This is a genomic window from Vibrio sp. (assembly GCF_038138445.1).
Classification (GTDB): Bacteria; Pseudomonadota; Gammaproteobacteria; order Enterobacterales; family Vibrionaceae; genus Vibrio.
This window is the reverse complement of the sequence record NZ_JAYQDQ010000137.1, coordinates 1-6,744: the sequence shown is the minus strand read 5'-3', so window position 1 is coordinate 6,744 and position 6,744 is coordinate 1. Positions and strand designations below refer to the sequence as shown.

At 40.1% G+C, this 6,744-nt stretch carries 6 protein-coding genes; 5 read left to right on the top strand and 1 reads right to left on the bottom strand.

Translation table 11 applies throughout. The features are described from left to right. From AAFM34_RS19890 to AAFM34_RS19875, 4 genes are all read left to right on the top strand, one after another. Positions 1 to 1,522: lipase (locus tag AAFM34_RS19890; RefSeq protein ID WP_341665851.1), on the top strand; the 1,522-nt coding region annotated here is incomplete at its 5' end. After that, positions 1,515 to 2,231 carry a hypothetical protein gene (locus AAFM34_RS19885; protein ID WP_341665849.1) on the top strand — a complete coding sequence of 239 codons (717 nt, stop codon included), beginning with the start codon at positions 1,515 to 1,517 and terminating at the stop codon, positions 2,229 to 2,231. The genes AAFM34_RS19890 and AAFM34_RS19885, both read left to right, overlap by 8 nt. Before the next feature lie 147 nt (positions 2,232 to 2,378). Beyond that, positions 2,379 to 3,092 carry a hypothetical protein gene (locus AAFM34_RS19880; RefSeq protein ID WP_341665847.1) on the top strand — a complete coding sequence of 238 codons (714 nt, stop codon included), beginning with the start codon at positions 2,379 to 2,381 and terminating at the stop codon, positions 3,090 to 3,092. A gap of 34 nt (positions 3,093 to 3,126) precedes the next feature. Continuing rightward, positions 3,127 to 3,822: a hypothetical protein gene (locus AAFM34_RS19875; RefSeq protein WP_341665846.1), complete on the top strand. Its 696-nt coding sequence runs from the start codon at positions 3,127 to 3,129 to the stop codon at positions 3,820 to 3,822. A 154-nt stretch (positions 3,823 to 3,976) separates the two neighbouring features. Here the strand turns inward: AAFM34_RS19875 and AAFM34_RS19870 are convergent, their stop codons facing one another. Next, positions 3,977 to 5,221 carry a hypothetical protein gene (locus AAFM34_RS19870; RefSeq protein WP_341665844.1) on the bottom strand — a complete coding sequence of 415 codons (1,245 nt, stop codon included), beginning with the start codon at positions 5,219 to 5,221 and terminating at the stop codon, positions 3,977 to 3,979. 120 nt (positions 5,222 to 5,341) lie between these two features. On the opposite strand from AAFM34_RS19870, the gene AAFM34_RS19865 reads away from it, so the two are divergent. Beyond that, a complete protein-coding gene (locus AAFM34_RS19865) occupies positions 5,342 to 6,499 on the top strand; it encodes a hypothetical protein (protein WP_341665842.1) in 1,158 nt (385 codons plus the stop codon). Positions 6,500 to 6,744 lie beyond the last annotated feature (245 nt).

Sequence of the window (6,744 nt, the reverse complement as noted above, 5' to 3'; positions counted from 1 at the left end):
TTTGATTATCGACACCGATGAATACAGTCTTATCAACAGTTATACCTTTGCGCTTTTGGCAAATCAAGCTTATGCAAATGACGAATTTGGTATCCCAGATAGTAAGTCGCCTTCAATACCTGATGGAGGGCTAAACAAAGTGGTTGAGCAGATGAAAACTAAAATTCGCCCAGTCTATTGCGCGGCTTTCAAAGAAGATTGGTTACTGCAAGAGGTGCCATACTCTCAGCATTTGAAGAGTAAATTTTACCAAGATTCGGATATTGGCTGCGAAGGGTATATTTTAAGTAATGATGATATAGCGATTATCGGCATTCGGGGCACGCAAACCTACTTTGAGAATGAAGAGGTGTATAAGCTCGGCGATACCACTTGGGGCCAAGGGGTAAAACAAATAAATGGGGTAGCCTTTAAAGCTGTTGAAACCCAAGATGGAGTTCGGGCGTTTTTTCAATCCGAGGGTTATAAAGACGTGATGACAGACCTAGATGCAGCTCAAATATCTGTTCCTGAATTGAGCGATAGCTATGTGCATAGGGGTTTTTATCAATATGCTTATTCTTTTTGGAAAATGATAGAAAGGGATATCCAAAAAAACAAAACTAAGAGCTTTTACATCTGCGGACATAGCTTAGGAGGAGCGGGAGCGTTACTAATCTCTGGGTTAATTAAAGAGATGGTCAACCCCAAGTCATTGCGCTTATTTACTTTTGGTATGCCAAGAACTGGATCTCATTCATTTGTCGGGGCTTATAATGACATAACACATTATCGTCATGTCAATAACCATGACCTAGTACCTCAATTACCCTTTAAATGGACGAATACCAACCCAGATGACACTTCTAATGTGGGGGCGTCAAAACTTTCAGAGTCAGTGCGCGCTTTAGTTTTAGAGCGCTTTGTAGATAATGATGATGATAATTATCACCATCATGGCAATCTCGTTCAGCTACTGACTTATAGCCGCGAAAAGCACCAGCCCAAAGAGGTCAAACAGGTATTACTGACGCCTAAGCAAACTCATATTACCAGCCTAACATTTGCACAGAATAAACAAGATGATACATTTGTGTTGGCAGATACCCTTAGCAAAGAGCATATTGATCTAAACGGCTATGCGGCGACTATCCTTGATTCAGGGCTAAATCATATGATGTCCGAGTATATTCCAAACCTCAAATCGCAACTGGAAATACTACTCCAAGGTACTTTGTCTCAAAGTTATGACAGTGCCAATACAGAGCTTACGGCGACAATAGATAATTTAAATCAAGCGGTTCAAACCTTACAAGAAGAGTATCAGCACAGCCAAAACATCCCCTATCATGTCGGCGAGGCCAAACGTGGCAGCTTAAAACTTGAAGAGGAAACCATAGCCCAATTGCTAGCCAACCTTAAGCGTATTCAACGAGAGTTAGGAGTACTGGTTAACTCCCCAACAGTGCTCACCCCTAGTGTGTTACTGTATGGTGATAAGAAACCATTACAGATTGATTTAAAGGAGCAGATAAGTGACTAAAGTTTTAAAATTAGGCGTTTTAATACTTTCTATTTCATTGGTGCTCGTTTATTTAGCTGCTTCTATTTCCAATTTCGGTGAAGGCGTAAGGGCACCATTCGGTTCTTCTTCCGATGACCATTATATTGTAATAAAAGGATTCAAACCTGAAGATGCTCTAGTGAAAGCATATGTTACATTTTACGGAGGCGGTGATAGTTGTGAAGCATTTTTTGTGAGTGGTGCGGATGGAATAAAACGGGATGGGAGTAAGGCAGTGTTCCTAAGTAACTACAATTTTTCAGGAACAAAAGACCGCTATGAGCTTCGAGTTCCATACAAGAATGTCACCTCAAATTCATGTAAAATGAAATTACATCGTATTGTCGTTGATGCCGAAAATGATTTTGATTCCGTTGGTTTTGCAGAACTGAGAATAACCCAGCCAATATACGATAACGATATGGTTGTAGCTACTAGTTCAATTATTGATGCTAAAAGCTGTAATTCAGAGATTTGGCAGTGGGCGAACAAAAAAAACTGGTCTGGTGCTACTGAGTGTTTATTTTTCGTTGATGGTGAAGTGAAAACCAAAGAGCCAGAACCTAATGCTTACAGTATACACATGAAGTTTCAGGACTTTTCTGATGGCACTATAATCAACTACAATATTTTAGCAGGTGAGAATTATCGCTCTAAACGTCTAGAACAAAATGTTGAACTTCCATAATATTAATGGTTTAGATATACACTAATCTAGTCAATCATTCTGGTTACCCATACGAGAATACTCTGTAAGAGTGGCTTTGGACATTGTTTATTGATGTGCCTTCTTAATTCTACGTTAGATTAACACACTAATTTAAATGATAAATTTATGGCTAAGGTCTTTAAAATTGGGGCCATATTGATAGCGCTCTGGGTCGCGCTTTTTTACGTGGTTTACCCAGCCTTTAAGTGGTATGAGAGCACCAAGCCGCCGTTTGGTTCATCTCCTGAAGATAGCTATATCTCAATCCAAGGGACAAAACCCAAAGATGCCAAGGTCAAAGCCTACGGCACTTTTTACGGAGGCGGCGATGAGTGCAAATCGTTTTTTTGGAGTGCCTCCGATGGTAAAAAACGCTCAGGAGGGAAAGCGGTATTGCGTATCACCCATAACTTTGCCAGCGACGAGAATCATTATGAACTGCGCATTCCATATAAAAACTTTGTATCCAGTGGTTGTGATATGAAGCTCTACAGCATAGTGGTGGATGCAGAAAATGCATACGATACCGTTGGTTTTGCTGAATTACGTATTTATCCACCGAGAGTGGCAAGTGATAGATTTATTTCAACGCAGTCAGTAATTGAAGCTAAAAATTGTGAAGATTTATATATTTCTGATTTAAATCGATGGGCAGGAGGATACGCCTGCGACTATTACATTAATAACAAAGTAAAGCAGAAAGAAGAGTTCAATGCATATTCTGTTCGTTTTGACTTCACCCAATTTACTAACGATACCGTGATTCAATACAATATCGTTGCTGGTGATAACTATCGTACAGAGCCGAAAGAGCAAACAAAGCCCAATGATCCGTCTTAGTGATGTATTGAGTACTGGCTTAAAGAGCAAATTGATGGCTAAGGTTTTAAAAATTGGCGCGATACTGGTAGCGCTCTGGGTCGCACTTTTTTATGTGGTTTACCCAGTCTTTGAGTGGTACGAGAGCACCAAGCCGCCGTTTGGTTCGTCTCCTGAAGATAGCTATATATCAATCCAAGGGACAAAACCCAACGACGCCAAGGTCAAAGCCTACGGCACTTTTTACGGTGGCGGTGATGAGTGTAAATCGTTTTCTTGGAGTGCCTCCGATGGTAAAAAACGCCCAGGGGGTAAAGCGGTATTGCGTATCACTCATAACTTTGCCAGCGACGAGAATCATTATGAACTACGTATCCCATATAAAAACTTTGTATCCAGTGGTTGTGATATGAAGCTCTATGACATAGTGGTGGATGCAGAAAATGCATACGATACCGTTGGTTTTGCTGAATTACGTATATACCCCCCTATATACGAAAGTGATAAAGTTTTTGATATTAAATCTAAATTTGAAGCTAATAACTGTAGAGCAAAATACTATGAAAAATGGAAAGATTGGTCAGATGGTTTTGCCTGTGACTATTTTATAGATGGAAAAATCAAAGAAAGAGAAGAATTTAGCTATCAAAATATTACACTTGACTTTTCTCGGTTCTCTGAGGATACCGTGATTCAATACAATATCGCTGCTGGTGATAACTACCGTACAGAGCCGAAAGAGCAAGCATAGCCCAATGATCCGTCTTAGTGTCTCAGGTTACTTCTCGTCGTCTTTTTATACCTGTAATGTCGTTAACAATTAAAAGGATAAGTAGAATTTATTTATAAATAAAATAGATTCTACTTATTATTAACATTTTGAGATAAAAGGGATAAAGATAGAACTATCGAGATCGGTACTTAATACCCAGCCAACTTGATAAGTGTTTAGCAAACGCTTTACGGCTTGTCGTCCCCCCGCTATTCACTATGTACATCCCGCTTTCACTCATACTCAAGCAACTACAACCCTCCCAATGTGAAGCCTGGCGAGAGTAATCAAGGCTTCCAAGCTTCTTAGCGGCCTGATAAATATTATTCGTTCTCTCTATCGGGACAAGACTTTGGTAAGTTACCCAAAGGTTATTGAATACCAACCCTAAACCTTGAACGAGTGTTGCCACTAGCTGAAATCCCGTTCTATCTAGAGAGTACTTTTCACCTTGAAATTCAATCCATGTCTCAAAAAACAAAATAAGATCGTTTTTGATTGGTTCAAGGTGCCTTGTTGACAAAATCGCTCCGTCATCCATTTCCCGAACGCCTCGCACCCTACTTTGCATGCGCTCCCCTCCTAATGCTCCAAGAATAAATCGTGTCATGGTATTGAGGGTAAGAATGAAATCACTTTTAGCGGTTACCGTGTTTAAGTCCAAGCTCATTCCTCCATGTGACTCTACAATAGGAAGAGTCCCCATTTCACGAGCTAATGTGACCACAGCATCTGCTCTGGCTAACTTCATGAGTTTATTCGTACTCATAGGAGAAACTTGACCATTTACATCCGCAAATATTTGAGCAAAGTCGGTCTCAGACAGGGGTCTGTCCATCCTAAAAATAAACAACACTTGAATGCTTAGGCTATGCATTAAACAAGACAATTCAACTCGGCGCTTGAGTCTAGAATCAGATTCCTTAACCTTTTTAATCAGTGATTGATCATACCCTCCGAGAATGGTTGCGATTGTTGAGAGTCTATTTACACCATCAACGACAAAGTTTTTTTCTGGATGTACAACCAAAACATCATTCATTCTTGGATCTTCACTGAGTTCCATTTGTACTTCTGACATACATCCGATCAAAACAGGTGGAATTACCCCGCTGATATCCGTTGAAGAGGTTAAGTGCTTAAAACAATAGTCCTCAAATCCTTGCCTTCTGGTTGGACTGGCAACTCGTTGAATCTCTTTGTAGAGACTTTTTAAGTGTGGAGGGATTAAGTCAAATGAACAGGCCCGTAAAAGGTCTGCAACTGTCATTACAGTGGACATAGTATACACACCATTAAACGAGGAGTGTGTGACACATCCGAACACTTGTTTTGTGGTTACACCAAAGCGTTGCTTTTCATTGAAAGGTTTATTCATAAAAATAACTAACTCATTGCTCAATAGAGAGCATGATTGATCGGGGCGTCGCCCCAATCAAGTATTTTTTTATCTTTTTATTTACCATTTTGAGAAATCAAGGTGTTAGAAAAAGAATAAATGAGAAGCACAGTCGAAGTGATACGCACTGGGATTTATAGTGATAAATTTTTTGGGGAGGTATCAATCCTTCAATGCTATGTAAGTGTTGATGAGTTAATGATGTCCCTTCCTCAAGATCACCTGTTGTTAGACCGATTTGCAACCAGTTATGAACGTTCGTTAAATAAAGAAAGGCTTCTCCAACTCAAAACCCACCTTCAAGAAAGCACGATAACCAGCATTCCACTCGCTCTACCTGAAGTTTCTCTGTATATATACGGTAGTACTCGCAGTAAAAACCTCAATGACAAACTTAGGACTCTACAATATAACCAAAATAAAGCCGTAATCTTAGGCGGTTATTTATTGATAAGCGCTTTTAGCGAACTGCTCGATTTTGTTGATCCATTTACAGGTAAGCAAACAAGTTCCAGTGGGCTTTCAGCCCAACAAAAACAAAAACTGGCATCTATCGATGTTCGACTCAACCTATATTATGGAATCGAAGAAAAGATAGATGATGCAATGATGTCGAAATTATTTTTTGACGTTAATACCCTAGACACAAAAGTGTACTCACAATATATCGCAACTCATGCTCAGCAATCCCCACTTGCTATGGGTGCCGATAAACTTGCCAACGCCCTTCAACTACACGAAATTGGTGGGGTATCTGAACTGAACAAGATTACTAGGTCAGATAGTTACGTAACGACTAAAAATACGCTCATTTATATCTTATTAGCGACATTAGGTGGCAGAGGTGCTCGGATTGAAAAGCGGTTACCTACATGTCTACCGAATAAGACGCTACTTACCGATCAAACTGTCAACCAAGCTTTAAACCAGTTGATCCCATTTATGCGAGGTTGGATATCATGTCTGGAAAGCAAATTTAAACAAGACGACAATGGGTTTCATCGTTCTATGCAGGTTTGGCAGGCTATGGGCTTGGTCGTATACCATTTAACCCACAATCAAGATGTGAGTGACACAGAGTTGCTCTCTGCTGGCAGAGCGTTAGGGCAATTAGATTATGATAAGAGCGCCTCTCATTGGGGCAATTGTAACGCTTTCAAAAAAGATGCGAGTGGAAGATTCTGGATAAACGCCACTGGAGGTGGACGTACTTTTAGAGATAAGATTGCTGAATATTTTATCTCTATATTAATGTGAACTTGAGATAAGTATACTTTGGTGCATTTTCAATTTAAAAATGGCAGAGTACCTATATGAGTATAGAGTAAACACCTCTAACTTTTCCTGGTCCTACTTTTATTTGTACTGACTCGTACACGGTCTGACACCTATGGTGATGAAGCGTGATCTAGTCGCACAGGCTGTCCCTTATGCCACCAAATCGCTCCTGTCGGATAGGCGACACCTGTTACCAGATGCCGCCCTCCTAAGAACCGTACGTG

Coding starts and splice junctions, on each gene's coding strand:
- AAFM34_RS19865 (WP_341665842.1), top strand. CDS start 5,342: ATGAGAAGCACAGTCGAAGTGATACGCACTGGGATTTATAGTGATAAA.
- AAFM34_RS19870 (WP_341665844.1), bottom strand. CDS start 5,221: ATGAATAAACCTTTCAATGAAAAGCAACGCTTTGGTGTAACCACAAAA.
- AAFM34_RS19880 (WP_341665847.1), top strand. CDS start 2,379: ATGGCTAAGGTCTTTAAAATTGGGGCCATATTGATAGCGCTCTGGGTC.
- AAFM34_RS19875 (WP_341665846.1), top strand. CDS start 3,127: ATGGCTAAGGTTTTAAAAATTGGCGCGATACTGGTAGCGCTCTGGGTC.